Origin of the sequence: Citrobacter sp. Cpo071, from assembly GCF_030332765.1 — a bacterium.
GTDB classification, from domain to species: Bacteria; Pseudomonadota; Gammaproteobacteria; order Enterobacterales; family Enterobacteriaceae; genus Citrobacter; species Citrobacter portucalensis.
On the sequence record NZ_JAOWHE010000084.1, the window covers coordinates 98,196 to 117,128 of the forward strand.

General features: G+C 52.4%; 22 protein-coding genes. 18 read left to right on the top strand and 4 right to left on the bottom strand.

All coding sequences use genetic code 11. The annotated features are described in order from the left end of the window. Positions 1 to 18 precede the first annotated feature (18 nt). The 15 genes from pdxB (at position 19) to hisP (ending at position 14,299) form a co-directional block, all read left to right on the top strand. A complete protein-coding gene (gene pdxB / locus OGY09_RS15770) occupies positions 19 to 1,155 on the top strand; it encodes a 4-phosphoerythronate dehydrogenase PdxB (protein WP_032944094.1) in 1,137 nt (378 codons plus the stop codon). A 68-nt stretch (positions 1,156 to 1,223) separates the two neighbouring features. After that, positions 1,224 to 2,237 (top strand): aspartate-semialdehyde dehydrogenase, encoded by a 1,014-nt coding sequence (locus OGY09_RS15775; protein ID WP_032944093.1) that lies wholly within the window; start codon positions 1,224 to 1,226, stop codon positions 2,235 to 2,237. Then, entirely contained in the window at positions 2,237 to 3,049 is an 813-nt protein-coding gene (gene truA / locus OGY09_RS15780; RefSeq protein ID WP_003028142.1) for a tRNA pseudouridine(38-40) synthase TruA, read from the top strand. Before OGY09_RS15775 ends, truA begins: the two co-directional genes overlap by 1 nt. Positions 3,050 to 3,073: 24 nt before the next feature. After that, positions 3,074 to 3,733, top strand: coding sequence for a DedA family protein (locus tag OGY09_RS15785; RefSeq protein ID WP_003028140.1), 660 nt, complete (start codon positions 3,074 to 3,076; stop codon positions 3,731 to 3,733). Between the two features lie 149 nt (positions 3,734 to 3,882). Next, positions 3,883 to 4,797, top strand: coding sequence for an acetyl-CoA carboxylase, carboxyltransferase subunit beta (accD, locus tag OGY09_RS15790; protein ID WP_003834797.1), 915 nt, complete (start codon positions 3,883 to 3,885; stop codon positions 4,795 to 4,797). A 192-nt stretch (positions 4,798 to 4,989) separates the two neighbouring features. Next, a complete protein-coding gene (folC, locus tag OGY09_RS15795; RefSeq protein ID WP_032944092.1) occupies positions 4,990 to 6,258 on the top strand; it encodes a bifunctional tetrahydrofolate synthase/dihydrofolate synthase in 1,269 nt (422 codons plus the stop codon). Further along, positions 6,248 to 6,916 carry a cell division protein DedD gene (gene dedD / locus OGY09_RS15800; RefSeq protein WP_003834793.1) on the top strand — a complete coding sequence of 223 codons (669 nt, stop codon included), beginning with the start codon at positions 6,248 to 6,250 and terminating at the stop codon, positions 6,914 to 6,916. Before folC ends, dedD begins: the two co-directional genes overlap by 11 nt. Before the next feature lie 213 nt (positions 6,917 to 7,129). Beyond that, positions 7,130 to 7,618 (top strand): colicin V production protein, encoded by a 489-nt coding sequence (gene cvpA / locus OGY09_RS15805; RefSeq protein WP_003028129.1) that lies wholly within the window; start codon positions 7,130 to 7,132, stop codon positions 7,616 to 7,618. Between the two features lie 33 nt (positions 7,619 to 7,651). Beyond that, on the top strand, positions 7,652 to 9,169 hold the full coding sequence (gene purF / locus OGY09_RS15810) for an amidophosphoribosyltransferase (protein ID WP_003028127.1): 1,518 nt from the start codon (positions 7,652 to 7,654) through the stop codon (positions 9,167 to 9,169). A gap of 96 nt (positions 9,170 to 9,265) precedes the next feature. Then, on the top strand, positions 9,266 to 9,835 hold the full coding sequence (locus OGY09_RS15815) for a UbiX family flavin prenyltransferase (RefSeq protein WP_032944091.1): 570 nt from the start codon (positions 9,266 to 9,268) through the stop codon (positions 9,833 to 9,835). Between the two features lie 287 nt (positions 9,836 to 10,122). Beyond that, positions 10,123 to 10,905, top strand: a complete 783-nt coding sequence (argT, locus tag OGY09_RS15820) for a lysine/arginine/ornithine ABC transporter substrate-binding protein ArgT (RefSeq protein WP_006683634.1) — start codon at positions 10,123 to 10,125, stop codon at positions 10,903 to 10,905. Between the two features lie 247 nt (positions 10,906 to 11,152). Further along, entirely contained in the window at positions 11,153 to 11,935 is a 783-nt protein-coding gene (hisJ, locus tag OGY09_RS15825) for a histidine ABC transporter substrate-binding protein HisJ (protein WP_003028120.1), read from the top strand. A gap of 186 nt (positions 11,936 to 12,121) precedes the next feature. Continuing rightward, a complete protein-coding gene (locus OGY09_RS15830; RefSeq protein ID WP_032944090.1) occupies positions 12,122 to 12,808 on the top strand; it encodes a histidine ABC transporter permease HisQ in 687 nt (228 codons plus the stop codon). Continuing rightward, complete coding sequence (hisM, locus tag OGY09_RS15835; protein ID WP_003028116.1) at positions 12,805 to 13,512, top strand: histidine ABC transporter permease HisM; 708 nt, start codon at positions 12,805 to 12,807, stop codon at positions 13,510 to 13,512. Before OGY09_RS15830 ends, hisM begins: the two co-directional genes overlap by 4 nt. A gap of 13 nt (positions 13,513 to 13,525) precedes the next feature. Next, positions 13,526 to 14,299 carry a histidine ABC transporter ATP-binding protein HisP gene (gene hisP / locus OGY09_RS15840; RefSeq protein ID WP_032944490.1) on the top strand — a complete coding sequence of 258 codons (774 nt, stop codon included), beginning with the start codon at positions 13,526 to 13,528 and terminating at the stop codon, positions 14,297 to 14,299. 33 nt (positions 14,300 to 14,332) lie between these two features. Here hisP and OGY09_RS15845 read toward each other — a convergent pair whose 3' ends face one another. From OGY09_RS15845 to yfcG, 4 genes are all read right to left on the bottom strand, one after another. Continuing rightward, positions 14,333 to 14,848: a GNAT family N-acetyltransferase gene (locus OGY09_RS15845; RefSeq protein ID WP_071992558.1), complete on the bottom strand. Its 516-nt coding sequence runs from the start codon at positions 14,846 to 14,848 to the stop codon at positions 14,333 to 14,335. 71 nt (positions 14,849 to 14,919) lie between these two features. Then, positions 14,920 to 15,813 carry a TIGR01777 family oxidoreductase gene (locus OGY09_RS15850; RefSeq protein ID WP_003834782.1) on the bottom strand — a complete coding sequence of 298 codons (894 nt, stop codon included), beginning with the start codon at positions 15,811 to 15,813 and terminating at the stop codon, positions 14,920 to 14,922. 20 nt (positions 15,814 to 15,833) lie between these two features. Beyond that, complete coding sequence (gene folX, locus OGY09_RS15855) at positions 15,834 to 16,196, bottom strand: dihydroneopterin triphosphate 2'-epimerase (RefSeq protein ID WP_003028107.1); 363 nt, start codon at positions 16,194 to 16,196, stop codon at positions 15,834 to 15,836. A gap of 54 nt (positions 16,197 to 16,250) precedes the next feature. Next, positions 16,251 to 16,886 (bottom strand): GSH-dependent disulfide bond oxidoreductase, encoded by a 636-nt coding sequence (yfcG, locus tag OGY09_RS15860; RefSeq protein ID WP_020996685.1) that lies wholly within the window; start codon positions 16,884 to 16,886, stop codon positions 16,251 to 16,253. A gap of 134 nt (positions 16,887 to 17,020) precedes the next feature. On the opposite strand from yfcG, the gene yfcF reads away from it, so the two are divergent. The 3 genes from yfcF to yfcD are packed head-to-tail and all read left to right on the top strand — an operon-like array spanning position 17,021 to position 18,883. Next, on the top strand, positions 17,021 to 17,665 hold the full coding sequence (yfcF, locus tag OGY09_RS15865; RefSeq protein ID WP_003834778.1) for a glutathione transferase: 645 nt from the start codon (positions 17,021 to 17,023) through the stop codon (positions 17,663 to 17,665). A 55-nt stretch (positions 17,666 to 17,720) separates the two neighbouring features. Next, on the top strand, positions 17,721 to 18,272 hold the full coding sequence (yfcE, locus tag OGY09_RS15870; protein ID WP_032944088.1) for a phosphodiesterase: 552 nt from the start codon (positions 17,721 to 17,723) through the stop codon (positions 18,270 to 18,272). Positions 18,273 to 18,328: 56 nt separating this feature from the next. After that, positions 18,329 to 18,883 (top strand): NUDIX hydrolase YfcD, encoded by a 555-nt coding sequence (gene yfcD, locus OGY09_RS15875; RefSeq protein WP_003834775.1) that lies wholly within the window; start codon positions 18,329 to 18,331, stop codon positions 18,881 to 18,883. Positions 18,884 to 18,933: the final 50 nt, after the last annotated feature.

Genomic DNA, 18,933 nt, shown 5'->3' on the forward strand with positions numbered 1-18,933 from the left:
CAAACAGGTGCGAAAGACGTGAAAATCCTCGTTGATGAAAATATGCCCTATGCCCGCGAACTGTTCAGTCGTTTGGGGGAGGTCAAAGCGGTTCCCGGTCGTCCGATTCCCGTTGCTGAACTGGATGATGCGGATGCTTTAATGGTGCGCTCGGTGACGAAAGTAAATGAATCACTGCTTGGCGGAAAACCGGTTAAATTTGTCGGTACGGCAACCGCTGGCACAGACCATGTGGATGACGCCTGGCTTGCGCAGGCGGGGATCGGTTTTTCCGCCGCGCCCGGTTGTAACGCAATAGCGGTCGTAGAATATGTTTTTTCAGCGTTACTGATGCTGGCGGAGCGCGACGGGTTTGCGTTACGCGATCGCACCGTAGGCATTGTGGGTGTGGGTAACGTTGGCGGGCGTTTGCAGGCGCGTCTGGAAGCGCTGGGGATCCGCACGCTGCTGTGCGATCCACCGCGAGCCGATCGCGGTGACGAAGGCAATTTCTGCTCGCTGGATGAACTGGTTGAGCAAGCCGATGTGCTGACTTTCCATACCCCGCTGTTTAAAGACGGGCCGTACAAAACGCTGCACATGGCGGATGACGCGCTGATTAGCCGGTTGAAGCCGGGCACTATTTTGATCAACGCCTGCCGTGGGGCGGTCATCGACAATACGGCATTGCTGAACCGATTGAATGCCGGTCAGTCGCTGAGCGTTGTGCTGGATGTCTGGGAAGGAGAGCCGGATCTCAATGTGGCGTTGCTGGAGAAAGCCGATATCGGCACGGCGCACATTGCCGGGTATACCCTCGAAGGAAAAGCGCGTGGCACCACGCAGGTCTTTGAGGCCTATAGTAAGTTTATTGGTCACGAGCAGCACGTTGCGCTCAGTACCCTGTTACCCGCGCCGGAATTTGGTCGTATCACTCTGCATGGCCCGTTAGATCAGCCAACGCTGAAAAGGCTGGTGCATTTAGTGTATGATGTGCGCCGCGATGATGCGCCGCTGCGCAAAGTCGCTGGAATTCCGGGTGAGTTTGATAAACTGCGTAAAAATTACCTTGAGCGTCGTGAATGGTCGTCTTTATATGTGATGTGTGACGACGCAACGGCTGCTGCCTTATTGTGTAAGCTGGGTTTTAACGCTGTTCATCATCCGGCACATTAATGTCTTCTTAATGCTCCCTGTCGAATAATGCGACAGGGACGCTTACGTATTTCTTGGAGTAAATCACCATGTCTGAAGGCTGGAATATTGCCATTCTGGGCGCAACGGGCGCCGTAGGCGAAGCCCTGCTCGATACGCTGGCTGAACGCCAGTTCCCGGTCGGTGAAATTTATGCGCTGGCGCGTAATGAAAGCGCCGGTGAACATCTGCGTTTTAACGGTAAATCGGTCATAGTACAGGACGTTGCAGACTTTGACTGGACGCAGGCACAGTTGGCATTTTTTGTTGCGGGCGCTGAAGCCACCGCCGCATGGGTAGAAGAAGCCACTAATGCGGGTTGCCTGGTGATTGACAGCAGCGGTCTGTTCGCGCTTGAGCCAGACGTTCCGCTGGTGGTTCCGGACGTTAACCCGTTCGTGCTGGCGGATTACCGTAACCGCAATGTGATTGCGGTGCCTAACAGTCTGACCAGCCAACTGCTGTCTGCACTGAAACCGTTGATTGATGACGGTGGGCTTTCGCGTATTACGGTGACCAATATTATCTCAGCTTCCGCTCATGGCAAAAAAGCGGTGGATGCGCTGGCCGGACAGAGTGCGAAACTGCTTAACGGTATCCCGATTGACGAAGATGATTTCTTTGGCCGTCAGTTGGCATTCAACATGCTGCCGCTGCTGCCCGATCGTGAAGGTAGCGTGCGTGAAGAGCGCCGTATCGTCGATGAAGTGCGCAAAATTATGCAGGATGACAGTCTGCTCATCTCTGCCAGCATCGTGCAGTCCCCGGTATTTTATGGCCACGCGCAGATGGTGAATTTTGAGGCCCTGCGCCCGTTGGCGGCGGAAGAAGCGCGCGATGCGTTTTCACGCGGTGAAGACGTGGTGTTGTCGGAAGAGACCGATTTCCCGACTCAGGTTGGCGATGCATCGGGCACGCCGCACCTTTCTATTGGCTGCGTGCATAATGATTACGGTATGCCAGAGCAGGTTCAGTTCTGGTCTGTGGCGGACAACGTACGCTTTGGCGGCGCGTTAATGGCGGTGAAAATTGCGGAAAAACTGGTGCAGGAGTACCTGTACTAATGTCTGACCAGCAACAGCCGTCAACCCATAAAATTGCGCTGGGCATTGAGTATGACGGCAGCAAATATTATGGCTGGCAGCGCCAGAACGAAGTGCGTAGCGTTCAGGAAAAACTGGAAAAAGCGCTCTCTCAGGTGGCGAATGAACGCATCAATGTTTTTTGTGCAGGACGCACGGATGCGGGCGTTCATGGCACTGGGCAGGTCGTGCATTTTGAAACCACTGCCCAGCGTAAAGATGCGGCCTGGACACTGGGGGTAAATGCGAATTTACCTGGTGACATCGCCGTGCGCTGGGTTAAAGCTGTACCCGATGATTTTCATGCCCGATTTAGCGCCACGGCTCGCCGTTATCGCTACATCATCTACAATCATCGGTTGCGCCCTGCTGTTTTGGGTAAAGGGGTAACCCATTACTATGAACCGCTGGACGCTGAGCGTATGCATCGTGCGGCCCAGTGTCTGATTGGCGAAAATGATTTTACCTCGTTTCGAGCGGTGCAGTGTCAGTCGCGCACGCCGTGGCGAAACGTGATGCACATTAACGTCGAACGTTTCGGTGCATATGTGGTGGTGGATATTAAAGCGAATGCCTTTGTACATCATATGGTCAGGAATATTGTCGGCAGCCTGATGGAAGTTGGCGCCAACAACCAGCCGGAGAGCTGGATAGCAGAACTGTTAGCGGCAAAGGACAGAACGCTGGCAGCGGCAACGGCGAAAGCGGAAGGACTGTATCTGGTTGCGGTAGATTACCCGGACCGGTTCGACCTGCCAAAACCGCCTATGGGCCCGCTATTTCTGGCGGACTAATTTGAGTCGTATAAAGGCAAAACTATGGACCTGATTTACTTTCTTATCGATTTTATCCTGCACATTGATGTGCACCTGGCGGAGCTGGTTGCGGAATACGGTATCTGGGTATATGCCATTCTGTTTCTGATCCTGTTCTGTGAAACCGGGCTGGTGGTGACACCATTCCTGCCAGGGGACTCGCTGCTGTTTGTTGCGGGTGCGCTTTCTGCGCTTCCAACCAACGATCTTAATGTTCATCTGATGGTGGCACTGATGATTGTGGCGGCGATTGTGGGCGATGCGGTGAACTACACGATTGGCCGATTGTTCGGGGAAAAACTTTTCAGTAACCCGAACTCCAAAATTTTCCGCCGCAGCTACCTGGATAAAACCCATGCGTTCTACGAGCGTCATGGCGGTAAGACGATTATCCTGGCGCGTTTCGTGCCTATCGTGCGTACATTTGCGCCGTTTGTTGCCGGTATGGGACATATGTCCTACCGTCACTTTGCGATGTATAACGTCGTAGGTGCATTGCTGTGGGTATTGTTGTTCACCTACGCAGGCTACCTGTTCGGCGATTTGCCGATCGTCCAGGAAAACCTGAAATTATTGATTGTGGCGATTATCGTCCTTTCCGTATTGCCGGGGGTGATTGAAGTAATTCGCCATAAGCGTGCTGCGTCACGGGCTGCAAAATAGAAAGTAACTCAGCGGTTCGACCACTTTTTTATCCAAAGTTTCGGGCTGTTATGTTTTAATGTGCAACATTCATGGTCTGTTAGGGGCAAAAATGGCATTATGCGCCCCTTATAACAAAGCTGACTAGGGTTCAGGCAGAAAGGTCACCAATGAGCTGGATTGAACGAATTAAAAGCAACATTACTCCCACCCGCAAGGCAAGCATTCCTGAAGGGGTGTGGACCAAGTGTGATAGCTGCGGTCAGGTTTTATACCGTGCTGAGCTGGAACGTAATCTTGAGGTCTGTCCGAAGTGTGACCATCATATGCGCATGTCGGCGCGCAATCGCCTGCATAGCCTGTTAGATGAAGGTTCTCTTGTGGAACTGGGTAGCGAGCTTGAGCCGAAAGACGTGCTGAAGTTTCGTGACTCCAAAAAATACAAAGACAGACTGGCTTCTGCGCAGAAAGAAACTGGCGAGAAAGATGCGCTGGTGGTGATGAAAGGCACACTTCACGGTATGCCGGTCGTTGCTGCGGCATTCGAGTTCGCGTTTATGGGCGGCTCCATGGGCTCTGTGGTCGGCGCGCGTTTTGTCCGTGCCGTTGAGCAGGCGCTGGAAGACAACTGTCCGCTGATCTGCTTCTCCGCTTCTGGCGGGGCGCGTATGCAGGAAGCGCTGATGTCTTTGATGCAGATGGCGAAAACCTCTGCTGCGCTGGCGAAAATGCAGGAACGCGGTTTACCGTATATTTCTGTACTGACCGACCCAACAATGGGTGGTGTTTCCGCAAGCTTCGCGATGCTGGGCGATCTCAACATTGCAGAACCGAAAGCATTGATCGGCTTCGCTGGTCCGCGTGTTATCGAGCAAACCGTACGTGAGAAACTGCCGCCGGGATTCCAGCGCAGCGAGTTCCTGATTGAAAAAGGCGCTATCGATATGATCGTTCGCCGTCCGGAAATGCGCCTGAAACTGGCAAGCATCCTGGCGAAGCTGATGAATCTTCCTGCGCCGAATCCGGATGAGCCGCGTGAAGGCGAAGTGGTACCTCCGGTTCCCGATCAGGAACCAGAGGCCTGATAGTTTACGCTATGGGTTTCGGGTTGCAGGCAGGCGACAAGAGTGTTAATCCCGATGAACTTACACCGTTAAGTGATTCGGGAGAGCGAGTACAGCCAACACATCTGCAACGTGGAAAACGACGTGTAAAAAAGGGCAGGCCGGTTGGCGCTGCCCTTTTGCTTTTCTCAACGTAAAGAATCTACAGGCATCATGGACAATAAACGTATCCCTCAAGCCGCGTCGCCCCTGGCGTCGTGGCTTTCTTATCTTGAAAACCTGCACAGTAAAACCATCGATCTGGGCCTTGAACGCGTCAGCCAGGTGGCGCGTAAACTGAGTGTGTTGAAACCTGCGCCATTTGTTTTTACGGTGGCAGGAACCAATGGGAAAGGCACAACCTGTCGTACGCTGGAATCTGTGCTGACTGCGGCAGGCTATAAAGTTGGGGTGTACAGTTCGCCTCATCTGGTGCGCTACACGGAACGCGTACGCGTGCAGGGGCGTGAACTGCCGGAATCAGCTCATACCGCCTCGTTTGCTGAGATTGAAGACGCACGTGGTGACATTTCCCTGACTTACTTTGAATACGGTACGTTATCGGCACTCTGGCTGTTTAAACAGGCCCAACTGGATGTTGTTATTCTGGAAGTGGGGTTAGGCGGCCGCCTTGACGCCACCAATATCGTCGATGCCGATGTCGCAGTAGTCACCAGTATTGCGCTTGACCATACTGACTGGCTGGGCCCGGATCGCGAAAGTATTGGTCGTGAGAAGGCAGGGATTTTCCGCGCAGATAAACCGGCCATCGTCGGCGAACCGGAAATGCCTTACACCATCGCGGATGTCGCTCAGGAGAGCGGGGCGATTTTGCAACGTTGTGGTGTGGACTGGCGCTATGCGGTCACGGAGAACGACTGGTCGTTTACTGATGCTCATGGAACGCTGGCGCACCTGCCGTTGCCGCAGGTGCCACAACCTAATGCTGCAACCGCACTGGCTGCACTGCGCGCAAGCGGTCTTAACGTCAGCGAGCAGGCCATTCGTGACGGTATCGAACAAGCGATTTTACCGGGACGCTTCCAGATTGTGAGCGAGTCGCCGCGTGTGATTTTTGATGTTGCCCATAACCCGCATGCGGCGGAGTATCTGACCGGACGTCTGAAAAAGTTAGTGAAAAGCGGGCGTGTACTTGCGGTTATCGGTATGCTACATGATAAAGATATTGCCGGTACGTTGGCCTGGCTGAAAAGCGTGGTTGACGACTGGTACTGTGCGCCCCTGGAAGGGCCGCGTGGTGCAACGGCAGAACAGCTGCTGGAGCACCTGGGCAAAGGCAACGCTTATGACAGCGTGGCGCAGGCATGGACTGCGGCACTTGCTGAGGCGAAGCCAGAAGATACCGTGTTGGTGTGTGGATCGTTTCACACTGTCGCACATGTCATGGAAGTAATAGACGTGGGGAGAAGCGGTGGCGAGTAAGTTTCAGAATCGATTAGTCGGCACAATTGTGCTGGTCGCGCTCGGGGTAATTGTGCTTCCCGGGCTGCTTGACGGGCAGAAAAAGCATTATCAGGATGAATTTGCAGCGATCCCACTGGTGCCTAAACCCGGCGATCGCGATGAACCAGACATGATGCCTGCAGCAACGCAGGCACTGCCGACTCAGCCGCCGGAAGGGGCGGCAGAAGAGGTGCGTGCGGGTGATGCTGCCGCGCCATCGTTGGATCCATCACGTTTGACGACGGCAAACAGTGCGGAGTTAGATCCTGTCCCTGCGCCTGTGGAACCACCGAAACCTAAACCGAAACCGCAGCCTGTTGCCGTCGCCCCGACGCCAACACCGGCACCGACTCCAGCGCCGAAACCGGCCGCTGAGGAAGCGCCAGCCCCAACCGGCAAAGCGTACGTTGTACAACTCGGTGCGCTGAAAAACGCGGATAAGGTCAATGAGATCGTGGGTAAACTTCGTGGCGCGGGCTTCCGGGTATATACTTCCCCGTCAACGCCGGTGCAGGGTAAAATAACCCGCATTCTCGTAGGGCCTGACGCCTCCAAAGATAAGCTGAAGAACTCGCTGGGCGAGCTGCAGAAGATCTCTGGTTTGAGCGGGGTGGTGATGGGGTATACCCCTAACTAAGGGATTGCGTTACGTTGCTCTGATGTAGGCCGGACAAGGTGTTTACACCGCCATCCGGCAGTGCCCGAAGAGGCATAAAATCGTATGGCGTTGAAGATTTTTTCAGCGCCATTTTTATTTACGCGTGGAAAGGAAATCCCTACGCAAACGTTTTCTTTTTCTGTTAGAATGCGCCCCGAACAGGACGACAGGGCGTAAAATCGTGGGACACATATGGTCTGGATTGATTACGCCATTATCGCGGTGATTGGTTTTTCCTGTCTGGTTAGCCTGATCCGTGGCTTTGTTCGTGAAGCATTATCGTTGGTGACTTGGGGTTGTGCTTTCTTTGTCGCCAGCCATTACTACACTTACCTGTCTGTCTGGTTTACGGGCTTTGAAGACGAACTGGTTCGAAATGGGATTGCTATCGCGATACTGTTCATCGCGACACTTATCGTCGGCGCTATCGTTAACTTTGTGATAGGCCAATTGGTAGAGAAAACAGGACTGTCGGGTACCGACAGGGTGTTGGGGATCTGCTTCGGTGCTTTGCGTGGAGCGTTGATCGTCGCCGCCATACTGTTCTTTCTCGATACCTTTACCGGTCTGTCGAAAAGTGAAGACTGGGGTAAGTCACAGCTGATCCCGCAGTTCAGTTTCATCATCAGATGGTTCTTTGACTATCTGCAAAGCTCGTCAAGTTTCTTGCCCAAAGTATAAACTTTGGGTCGTTGCTGAACGAGGAAAAGACGTATGTGCGGTATTGTCGGTATCGCCGGTGTTATGCCGGTAAACCAGTCGATTTATGACGCGTTAACGGTGCTCCAGCATCGTGGTCAGGATGCTGCGGGCATCATCACCATTGATGCCAACAACTGCTTCCGCTTGCGTAAAGCAAACGGAATGGTGAGCGATATTTTTGAAGCGCGCCATATGCAGCGTTTGCAGGGCAATATGGGCATCGGTCATGTGCGTTACCCAACGGCTGGCAGCTCCAGCGCCTCCGAAGCTCAACCTTTTTACGTCAACTCACCGTATGGCATTACGCTTGCCCACAATGGCAACCTGACCAACGCGCATGAGTTGCGTAAAAAGCTGTTTGAAGAAAAGCGCCGCCACATCAATACCACTTCAGATTCTGAAATTCTGCTGAATATTTTCGCCAGCGAGCTGGATAACTTCCGCCATTACCCGCTGGAAGCCGACAATATTTTTGCTGCCATTGCGGCAACCAATCGCCAGATTCGCGGCGCCTATGCCTGTGTGGCGATGATTATCGGTCACGGTATGGTTGCCTTCCGCGACCCTAACGGTATCCGTCCGCTGGTGATGGGCAAACGCGATATTGGCGATGGCCGTACCGAGTACATGGTGGCGTCTGAGAGCGTAGCGCTGGATACGCTGGGCTTTGAATTCCTGCGCGACGTAGCACCTGGCGAAGCGGTGTACATCACCGAAAAAGGCCAGCTGTTTACCCGTCAGTGTGCCGATAACCCGGTGAGCAATCCATGTCTGTTTGAATACGTTTACTTCGCACGTCCTGACTCCTTTATCGACAAGATTTCCGTCTACAGCGCCCGTGTGAATATGGGGACTAAGCTTGGCGAAAAAATTGCCCGTGAATGGGAAGATCTGGACATCGACGTAGTAATCCCAATCCCGGAAACCTCCTGTGATATCGCGCTGGAAATTGCCCGTATTCTCGGTAAGCCGTACCGCCAGGGGTTTGTGAAAAACCGCTATGTGGGCCGTACCTTTATCATGCCGGGCCAGCAGTTGCGTCGTAAATCTGTGCGCCGTAAGCTGAACGCTAACCGTGCGGAATTCCGTGATAAAAACGTGCTGTTGGTGGATGACTCCATCGTGCGTGGCACCACCTCAGAACAGATTATCGAGATGGCGCGTGAAGCCGGAGCGAAGAAGGTGTATCTGGCCTCTGCCGCCCCGGAAATTCGCTTCCCGAACGTTTATGGCATCGATATGCCTACGGCGACGGAGCTGATTGCGCATGGTCGTGAAGTGGACGAGATTCGCCAGATAATCGGTGCAGATGGTCTGATCTTCCAGGATCTGAACGATCTGATTGAAGCTGTCCGTGCTGAGAACCCGGATATTCAGCAGTTTGAATGTTCAGTGTTTAACGGCGTGTACGTTACCAAAGACGTCGACCAGCAATATCTCGATTTCCTCGACTCCCTGCGTAATGACGATGCCAAAGCGGTATTGCGTCAGAACGAAGCGGAAAACCTTGAGATGCACAACGAAGGTTAATGTTTGCTCGCAAGCAAGGGCGCAATCTGCACCCTTGCTTGCAACTCACCGTAATTTCCTGCAAAGTCGGCCCTGAGCAAGTAAGGGCGATTACACATGAAACGACTCATCATTGGTATTTCTGGTGCAAGCGGGGCAATTTACGGCGTGCGCCTGTTGCAGGTATTGCGTGACGTCACTGATGTGGAAACCCACCTGGTGATGAGTGCCGCTGCCCGACAGACGCTGGCGCTGGAAACGGACCTCTCTGTGCGCGACGTGCAGGCGCTGGCAAATGTGAATCATGATACCCGTGATATCGCCGCCAGTATCTCCTCCGGCTCTTTTCAGACTGCCGGAATGGTTATTCTGCCTTGTTCAATCAAAACGCTTTCTGGCATCGTCCACAGTTACACCGATGGGTTGCTTACCCGTGCGGCGGATGTGGTGTTGAAAGAACGTCGTCCGCTGGTGCTGTGTGTACGCGAAACGCCGCTGCATCTGGGGCATATGCGATTGATGACGCAGGCGGCAGAAATTGGGGCGGTAATTATGCCACCTGTCCCGGCGTTTTATCATCGTCCGCAAACGCTCGATGATGTGATTAATCAAACGGTTAATCGCGTGCTTGACCAGTTTGATATTACCCTTCCGCAGGACCTGTTCACCCGCTGGCAAGGGGCGTAAGCCGTTCCATCAGCGTGCAAAGAATCATCCGTTGCCCTGTTTCAGGGCAATTTTGTAACCGCGATCATATCCTCAACATTTAATTCGTTAAAACTCAACGAAACGCTGCGGTTCAACCGCCAGACCTGCTATCTTCAAAATCAGGACATTATTGCAACGTTTTATTAACATATTTAACGTCGAATATCCTCATCGACGCGAAAATGGCATAAGACCTGCATGAAAAAGTCTGCAAACACACAACACAACGTAAAACATAATAAAATTACGCCACTTGAGGGTTATGTATGAAGAAGACGGTTCTTGCTTTGTCTTTGCTGGTAGGACTCTCCGCCACCGCGGCCAGCTACGCAGCACTTCCGCAGACGGTTCGTATTGGTACAGATACAACGTACGCTCCTTTTTCCTCTAAAGATGCCAAAGGCGACTTTGTCGGCTTCGATATCGATCTGGGAAATGAGATGTGTAAGCGCATGCAGATCAAATGCACCTGGGTTGCCAGTGACTTTGATGCGCTGATCCCATCGCTGAAAGCGAAAAAAATTGATGCCATCATCTCCTCGCTTTCTATCACCGAAAAGCGTCAGCAAGAGATTGCGTTCTCAGACAAACTTTACGCTGCAGACTCACGTCTGATCGCCGCGAAAGGCTCCCCAATTCAGCCGACTCTGGATTCCCTCAAAGGTAAACACGTTGGCGTCCTGCAAGGCTCTACTCAGGAAGCCTATGCCAATGACAACTGGCGCAGCAAAGGCGTGGACGTGGTGGCCTATGCGAACCAGGACCTCATCTATTCTGACCTGACGGCAGGCCGTCTGGACGCGGCATTGCAAGATGAAGTCGCGGCCAGCGAAGGCTTCCTGAAGCAGCCTGCTGGTAAGGATTACGCTTTTGCCGGTCCGTCGGTGAAAGATAAAAAATACTTTGGTGACGGAACCGGGATTGGCTTGCGCAAAGATGATGCAGAGCTGAAAGCCGCTTTCGACAAAGCGCTGGGCGAACTGCGTAAAGACGGCACCTACGACAAAATGGCGAGCAAATATTTTAATTTTAATGTCTACGGCGATTAATACAGCGGCGTGGGGAATTGACTGCACCATTGCGGGTAACCATTTCGGTGCATAATAAATTCAGTGCACTGTTTTGGTGCTTTTATTGCTGACTTAATAAGCATGAGTGCATACTTAAGCGCTTTTCATGCAAATAAATACCGCCGACAGGGTAGAATGCTTTGCCTTGTCGGCCTGATTAATGGCACGATAACTGCACCTGGTCCTGTAAAGATCCCCTATAAAAGACAGTCTGTTGAGGATAGTTATGAAAAAACTGGTGTTGTCTCTTTCTCTGGTTCTGGCTTTCTCCAGTGCTACCGCAGCATTTGCAGCCATTCCGCAAAAAATTCGTATCGGTACCGATCCTACTTATGCGCCGTTCGAATCGAAGAATGCGCAGGGTGAATTAGTCGGTTTTGATATCGATCTGGCTAAAGAGCTGTGCAAACGTATCAATACGCAATGTACCTTCGTGGAAAACCCGCTGGACGCGCTGATCCCTTCGCTAAAAGCGAAGAAAATCGATGCCATCATGTCCTCGCTATCCATTACTGAAAAACGTCAGCAGGAAATCGCATTTACCGACAAGCTTTATGCAGCCGATTCGCGTCTGGTTGTCGCTAAAGATTCTGCTATTCAGCCGACCATTGAGTCGCTGAAAGGCAAACGTGTTGGTGTGCTGCAGGGCACTACCCAGGAAACGTTCGGCAACGAACACTGGGCGCCAAAAGGTATTGAGATTGTCTCTTATCAGGGGCAGGACAATATCTATTCTGACCTGACTGCCGGGCGTATTGACGCCGCGTTCCAGGATGAAGTCGCGGCTAGCGAAGGCTTCCTGAAACAGCCAGTCGGTAAAGATTACAAATTCGGCGGCCCGTCTGTGAAAGACGAGAAGTTGTTCGGCGTGGGTACCGGTATGGGGCTGCGCAAAGACGATAACGAACTGCGCGAAGCGCTGAATAAAGCCTTTGCCGAAATGCGAGCTGACGGTACTTACGAGAAGCTGGCGAAAAAGTACTTCGATTTTGATGTTTACGGCGGTTAATTACCGCAGGTGCTGATAAAGCCCGTAGATTTTTGACGCGTTGAATTTATGCCCGATGGCGCCGCACTTATCAGGCCTACGGTGATTTTGTAGGCCGGATAAGGCAAAGTCGCCATCCGGCATTTAACGGTTAGTCTGAAATCAAAAGAGGCTTACTACTCCACCACACACGACAGGACAGGCAGCATGTTGTATGGCTTTTCAGGTGTTATTTTACAGGGCGCAATTGTTACGCTGGAGCTGGCACTCAGCTCGGTGGTACTGGCGGTTCTGATAGGTCTTGTCGGCGCAGCAGCAAAGCTGTCGCAAAGCCGGGCAATGGGGCTTATTTTCGAAGGGTACACAACGCTAATCCGCGGCGTGCCCGATCTGGTCTTAATGCTGCTCATCTTCTACGGATTACAAATCGCGCTGAATACCATTACCGATGCCATCGGTATCGGCCAGATTGATATTGATCCGATGGTTGCGGGCATTATCACCCTTGGATTTATCTACGGCGCCTACTTTACCGAAACTTTTCGCGGTGCGTTTATGGCTGTACCAAAAGGCCATATTGAAGCCGCGACGGCGTTTGGCTTTACCAGCCCACAAATATTTCGTCGCATTATGTTCCCGGCGATGATGCGTTATGCCTTACCGGGAATCGGTAATAACTGGCAGGTTATTCTTAAGGCTACGGCGCTGGTATCGTTGCTTGGACTTGAAGACGTGGTGAAAGCGACTCAGCTTGCCGGGAAGAGTACCTGGGAGCCGTTCTATTTTGCCGTCGTGTGCGGGGTCATCTATCTGGTGTTTACCACTGTTTCTAATGGTGTGCTGCTGTACCTTGAGCGCCGCTATTCCGTGGGTGTGAAGAGGGCTGACCTGTGATCGAGATTATTCAGGAATACTGGAAGTCCCTGCTGTGGACCGACGGATATCGCTACACTGGCGTCGCTATCACCCTGTGGCTTTTGATTTCGTCAGTAGTGATGGGCGGAATACTGGCACTTTTTTTGGCGATTGGTCGCGTTTCCAGTAATAAATTTATCCAGTTTCCCATCTGGCTGTTCACCTATATTTTTCGTGGGACGCCGCTGTACGTTCAGCTACTGGTGTTTTATTCCGGGATGTATACGCTGGAGATAGTTAAAGGCACGGACTTCCTCAACGCGTTTTTCCGCAGCGGGCTGAATTGCACCGTGCTGGCGCTGACGCTGAATACCTGCGCCTATACCACGGAGATTTTCGCCGGGGCTATTCGTTCCGTGCCTCACGGTGAGATTGAGGCTGCGCGCGCATACGGTTTCTCGTCATTCAAACTGTATCGCTGCATTATTTTACCTTCCGCGCTGCGTATTGCGCTGCCGGCATACAGCAATGAAGTCATTTTAATGCTGCACTCCACGGCGCTGGCATTTACTGCAACGGTACCTGATTTGTTGAAAATCGCTCGCGATATCAACTCGGCAACATATCAGCCGTTTACCGCCTTCGGTATTGCCGCTGTGCTGTATTTGATTATTTCGTATGTCCTGATCAGTCTGTTCCGTAAAGCGGAAAAACGCTGGTTGCAGCATGTATCCTCTAAATGATTCGAGTAACACGATGTCTGAAAATAAATTAAACGTTATCGATTTACATAAGCACTACGGCGAACATGAAGTGCTGAAAGGGGTATCGCTGCAGGCCAACGCGGGTGATGTTATCAGTATTATTGGCTCGTCAGGTTCCGGTAAAAGTACCTTCCTGCGCTGCATTAACTTTCTTGAGAAACCGAGTGCCGGGTCGATTGTCGTCAGCGGTCAGAGCATTGGTCTGGTGCGCGACAAAGACGGCCAGTTGAAAGTTGCGGACAAAAATCAGCTACGCCTGCTGCGTACGCGTCTGACGATGGTCTTTCAGCACTTTAATCTGTGGAGCCACATGACAGTGCTGGAAAACGTCATGGAAGCGCCGATTCAGGTGTTGGGGCTGAGCAAGCAGGAAGCTCGCGACCGTGCGGTGAAGTATCTGGCTAAAGTGGGCATTGATGAGCGCGCACAGGGCAAATATCCGGTGCACCTGTCCGGTGGTCAGCAGCAGCGTGTTTCCATTGCCCGTGCGCTGGCGATGGAACCGGAAGTGTTGCTGTTTGATGAACCTACGTCGGCGCTTGATCCTGAGCTGGTGGGTGAAGTGCTGCGCATTATGCAACAGCTGGCTGAAGAGGGGAAAACCATGGTGGTGGTGACCCACGAAATGGGGTTTGCCCGTCATGTTTCCACGCACGTGATTTTCCTGCATCAGGGGAAAATTGAGGAAGAGGGCGACCCGGAGCAGGTATTCGGTAATCCGCAAAGCTCGCGTTTGCAGCAGTTCCTTAAAGGATCGCTGAAGTAAGTCAACAGCCCGGAGGCGCTACGCTTTCCGGGCTTACAATTTTAGCGCGTCGCGCTCCAGCCGAAACACCCAGTCGTCGTAGGCGATGCCGTCAGTCTCATACGCCTTTTCCAGTACCTGCGTACGTACAAAGCCTGTCTTTTCCAGAATACGGATTGAACCCTTGTTATCCGCCAGCGCGTATGCGTTTATCGCCGTCACACCTGCATGCTCGAAGGCATACTGGCACACTGCGCGGACGGCTTCGCTGGCAATACCTTTCCCCTGAGCCTGTGGCATGATGGCGTAGCCGAGGTCGGCTTCCTGCGGGTAAAGATGGCTGATTTGCAGACCAATATCGCCAAGTGGCGTCGGGCTGTTATGCTCACGGATGACGAAAGTGTGCTGTGCGGCCAGACGTCTGGCGAATAACAGCCGCGTATCTTTCGCCGGGGCGATGTTGCCCATATAGCGCATGACTTCAGGACATTCACGGAGTTTCTGGAAAAATGACCAGTCAGAAAATTGAAACAAAGAGAGGGTAAGTCGGGGAGTCGATATTATCGCCATAACGTCGCCATTGCGGAAATCTGGTCTATAACCTTACCACCACAACGGCGACTGTGAATAGCGCTTAGGGGTTATCGGATGACATCCGCCAGCGCTTCTTCTAAATCGTACCAGCGAAAAGTGAAACCGGAAGCTTCCAGGCGTTTGGGCAATGCGCGTTGTCCACCAAGGACCAGTACTGACGATTCCCCCATCAGCAGTCGCATAGCGGTGGCGGGAACGCGCAGAATGGCAGGGCGGTTAAGAGCGTGACCCAGCGCGTGGGCAAACTGCTCATTGTGCACCGGGTATGGCGAAACCATATTGAAGGGACCGCGTAGATCGTTATTCAGCAGCCAGATAATTCCGTTGACCATATCATCAACATGGATCCAGGCCATATACTGGCGTCCGTTACCGATCGGGCCGCCTAAGCCAAGACGAAACGGCGGGACCATTTTTGCCAGAATGCCGCCTGCTGAGGCCAGTACCACGCCGGTACGCAGCATACACACTCGGGTTTTGTCGCTTTGCGCAGTGCTGGCAATTTGCTCCCAGCGGGCACACAGCTTGTGGGTAAATTCGTTATGCGGCGGCTCTTCTTCAGTGACTACAACTTCGCCTAAATCGCCGTAGTAACCGGTAGCGGAACCGGAGATTAACACTGAGGGCGGCGTCTCGCTCGCATTGATTAAATCGACCAGTTTCTGCGTAATGCCCCAACGGCTCTGGCACAAGCGTTCCTTTTGCTGTGCGCTCCAGCGCTTATCTGCAATAGGCTCTCCGGCAAGGTTAATCACGGCATCAATATTATTGAGATGTTGCCGCTCTTCCAGTCCTTTCCATAACGTGACCCGAGAGTCGAGAATCTGACGAGCCTTATCAGGGGTACGTGTCACTACGATTATCTGATGCCCCAGTTCCAGCAGGCAGGGGATCAGATGACGTCCAATCAGGCCAGTACCGCCGGTAATCAGAATCTGCATGTCGCCTCCCGGGTTACGTTTTATCGCTGCCAGCTCAGCGTCATTGATACTGAGTCGGCGTAACGCAATGCGTGAAGTTTATCTATCTCCACTTCAGCATAAGTGACCCAGTGATGTTCGCGTGCGATATCGAGCACATCTTGAGTTAATTTTTCTAACAATGAGAAGCGGTTACCCTCCACGTGGGCAATGATGCTTTTGGTTATAGTGCGGTAATTCAGCGCGTCGTTGATATCTTCGCTGGTACGCGCTTTGTCTGCCGGATAGTGAATGGCAATGTTGATGACGATATCCTGGCGGTTAAGGATCTCCTCTTCTTTAATGCCGATAAAGGTGCGCAGACGAAGGTTTTTTATACGAATAATAGCGTCAGGTTGTGACATTGCAGGTTTCCTCCATGTATGAACCTCTGCATGATACACGAGAACCGAATTGCGTCACCGCTTCTCACTCAGTGCTTGCTGCATGGCGCGTTCCGTGGCAGGACGCGTACGGATGCGTTCGTGCCAGTTATTGACCGCCGGGTAATTGTCGAGGTCGATGCGCTGACGCTGATGGGCGTGGATCCACGGCCAGCAGGCAATGTCAGCAATGCTGTAGTGATCGCCTCCCAGCCAGGGTGACGTTTCCAGACGTTTATTCATCACGTTGTACAGGCGCTGGGTTTCAACCTGATATCTTTCAATAGCGTAAGGGATCGTTTGCGGAGCGTAATGACTGAAATGATGATTCTGTCCCAGCATGGGGCCCAAACCGCTGACCTGCCAGAAAAGCCACTGCAGCGTGGTGTGGCGTTCGCGTAATTCACCGCTGAGCAGCTTACCGCTCTTCTCCGCCAGATAGAGTAAAATTTCTCCGGACTCAAACAAGCTGATGGGCCTTCCGCCATCTTCCGGTGCATGATCGATAATGGCCGGGATTTTATTGTTCGGCGAGATCAGCAGAAAATCGGGGCGAAACTGGCTGCCTTTGCTGATATCGACATGAATCAGACGGTATTGCAGCTGTGCCTCTTCAAGAAACAGCGTGATTTTGTGACCGTTTGGCGATGGCGTGTAATAGAGATCGATCATTTTCAGCATCCGTTTTGTCATGAACCGGGTCATTACAAGTATAGAGCCTGTTGGCGTGCGTGAGTTTTCATCAAGTGACAGCGAGAGAAAGACTCTATATTTTGAAGGCAAGCCAATACACTTCAGAGGACATTATGAGCAAATCTGCAATTACGCTGTGGTCAGATGCCAATTTTTTCTCCCCCTACGTGCTGTCTGTTTATGTCGCTCTGCAAGAGAAGGGGCTACCTTTCACGCTGAAAACCGTTGATCTCAATAGTGGTGAACACTTGCATCCTTCATGGCAAGGTTACGCCTTGACGCGCCGCGTACCGGTTCTTGAGATCGATGGTTTTGAACTGAGCGAATCATCAGCGATTACGGAATTCCTGGAAGAGAGCTTTGCACCGCCACAGTGGGAGCGTATCTATCCGCACGATGTGCAAAAACGCGCGCGGGCGCGCCAGGTTCAGGCGTGGATCCGCAGCGATTTAATGCCTATCCGTGAAGAACGATCAACAGATGTTGTTTTTGCTGGCGTAAAGAAAGGACCGTTAAGCGAAGCGGGAAAAGCCAGTGCGGAAAAACTGTTCGCTACTGCGAGCAGTTTACTGAGCCACGGTAAGCAGAATTTATTTGGCGAATGGTGTATCGCTGACTGTGATTTAGCGCTAATGCTTAATCGCCTGGTCCTGAATGGTGATGAGGTTCCAGAAGCGCTTGCGGAATACGCCACCTTCCAGTGGCAGCGCGCTTCAGTACAGCGTTTTATCGCGCTTTCAGCGAAGCGTTCCTGCTGAAAAACGGGCCGCAATCCAGTATCATTACAAGGTGATTTTCAGCGAGGAGTGAGTGATGAAACTGATGTTCGCATCGGACATTCATGGTTCGTTGCCAGCCACGGAACGCGTACTCGAACGGTTTGCTGCAAGCGGCGCGCAATGGCTGGTGATATTGGGTGATGTTTTAAACCACGGGCCGCGTAATGCGCTTCCAGAAGGCTATGCACCTGCGCAGGTTGCTGAACGGCTGAATGAGCTGGCATCGCGAATTATTGCGGTGCGTGGTAATTGCGACAGCGAAGTGGATCAGATGCTCCTGCATTTTCCGATGACTGCGCCGTGGCAGCAAATTCTGACAGAAAACCAGCGACTCTTTTTGACGCACGGACACCTTTTTGGCCCGCAAAATATGCCGATGCTCAATGCGGGCGATGTTCTGGTTTATGGGCATACTCATCTGCCGGTTGCTGAGCGGCGCGAGGGTATCTATCATTTCAATCCCGGCTCGGTAAGCATCCCGAAAGGGGGCTTTGCGGCAAGTTACGGGATTCTGGATGATAATGTTCTCAGCGTAATGGCACTCAATGATCAAAGTGTTATTGCACAGGTCGAGATTAATCCGTAATTTACCCCACAAACATAAACGCGCCGTAAGAGCGCCAGAAAAAAGAAGGTTTCCTGATGGTGGAACAGCGTCGTTTGGCAAGTACTGAATGGGTGGATATTGTGAATGAAGACAACGAAGTCATTGCACAGTCCAGCCGGGAACAAATGCGGGCGCAACGCTTACGCCATCGTGCAACGTATATCGTTGTGCATGATGGTATGGGCAAAATTCTGGTTCAACGTCGCACTGAGACAAAAGATTTTTTGCCCGGCATGCTGGATGCCACCGCAGGCGGTGTGGTTCAGGCTGACGAGCAGATGCTGGAATCAGCGCGTCGTGAAGCAGAAGAGGAACTGGGGATTGCGGGCGTGCCGTTTGCCGAGCATGGTCAGTTTTACTTTGAAGACCAGAACTGTCGCGTATGGGGTGGGTTGTTTAGCTGCGTTTCCCACGGACCGTTTGCGCTTCAGGAAGATGAGGTCAGTGAAGTTTGCTGGTTGACGCCGGAAGAAATTACCGCGCGCTGCGACGAATTTACACCGGACTCCCTGAAAGCCCTGGCGCTGTGGATGACCCGCAACGCCAAGAATGAAGGGGCGAAAGCCGAAAAGCAGGAAGAAGCTGAGTAAACTCTGTTCATCCGGCCTACTGCGTCGAGAAATCGAGTAGGCCGGACGCA